We start from the raw sequence: 1,003 nt of genomic DNA on the forward strand, positions 1-1,003 counted from the left end.
CTTTAAGTCATCTTAAATGACTCCGAGGTGTCTGTTAAACCCGTGGCGATTCAGCAGCAGAGTCTCTTTCACGTATAGGCGACGCGCTAGAGAGGATTGCTCTCTCACTAGAGAACCGCGAGTAAAGCACTCTGATTTACCATAACGTCGCAATGCATACATCGATGAAAAAGCCCGCGATAGCGGGCTTCAGTTGTACACTTTTCGTCGCCGGACAACGACGGTTACAGCCCTGTAAGCAATAGTGCTCCCATTTTGTGAACCCCTATCTCTAAGTCCGTCGGTAGAAAAGTCTGTTCAACCTCTCGGCCATCCGGTTCAATCCATGCACATATGACATTACCAGTTGGCAAGACCTGTCTCACCGTCATATGAGCACCGCCGTCTTTATGGTAGACAGGCATACCGATGTAAACAGATTTGATCGTCATAAAAAATCTCCAGTCGCTCAGCCAGGAATTGGCATGGGAGGATTTTTTCATCACAACCAATCTTACGCACAACAGCTTTGGTTGTCGGATTTACCATAACGCCCCATTACGCGTACCGCTCAGACGGCCTGAGCGCGTTTCTGACGTGTCCCCGTTAAAAACAGTAACAAACCACCCGAAAATGCACGCCAGAAACGCTACGTAAGAATCTATCCTATGACTGGATATGCACTCAACTGAATAACGCCTGGTTTCAGTCCATTTTATCGGGATCAGCCTTCTTTCTGGGTAATTTAGGGGGCTTCACTTGCTGATTACTTTGCGTGCGGCGCGTGAGCCAAGGATGGTCAGCTTTAGGTTTTACGTAGAATTTTGAGCGTAAATCAAAACGGGCATTATCCACACGTTCATGGACACTTTTTTCATCATCCAGTGGTAACCGGGCACCACGTTCACGGGAAGTTTCCACGTTGATAATGGCCTGAAGTGCCGCCTGACGGGCAGGCTTCAGCGTAACAAGAGAGTGACCGGCTGTTGCGATGCGATTCTCTGCACATCAACTCTTTCCGGCA

General features: G+C 48.6%; 2 protein-coding genes and 1 pseudogene. All 3 read right to left on the reverse strand.

Features of this window, described 5'->3' with window-relative positions; all coding sequences use genetic code 11:
* Positions 1-224: 224 nt before the first annotated feature.
* The gene (locus FDW87_RS00345) at positions 225-482 is read right to left on the reverse strand and encodes a DUF2158 domain-containing protein (protein ID WP_170975090.1); all 258 of its coding nucleotides are present in this window, start codon (positions 480-482) and stop codon (positions 225-227) included.
* Between the two features lie 202 nt (positions 483-684).
* Positions 685-834 (reverse strand): hypothetical protein, encoded by a 150-nt coding sequence (locus FDW87_RS21130; protein ID WP_141119139.1) that lies wholly within the window; start codon positions 832-834, stop codon positions 685-687.
* Between the two features lie 30 nt (positions 835-864).
* Positions 865-972, reverse strand: a pseudogene (locus FDW87_RS21135) (plasmid SOS inhibition protein A); the annotation flags it as partial.
* Positions 973-1,003 lie beyond the last annotated feature (31 nt).

It is taken from the genome of Citrobacter sp. wls826 (assembly GCF_005281245.1).
GTDB classification, from domain to species: domain Bacteria; phylum Pseudomonadota; class Gammaproteobacteria; order Enterobacterales; family Enterobacteriaceae; genus Citrobacter; species Citrobacter braakii.

Excerpts from the sequence above, each read along its gene's own strand:
- FDW87_RS00345 (WP_170975090.1), bottom strand. The coding sequence starts at position 482 with ATGAAAAAATCCTCCCATGCCAATTCCTGGCTGAGCGACTGGAGATTT.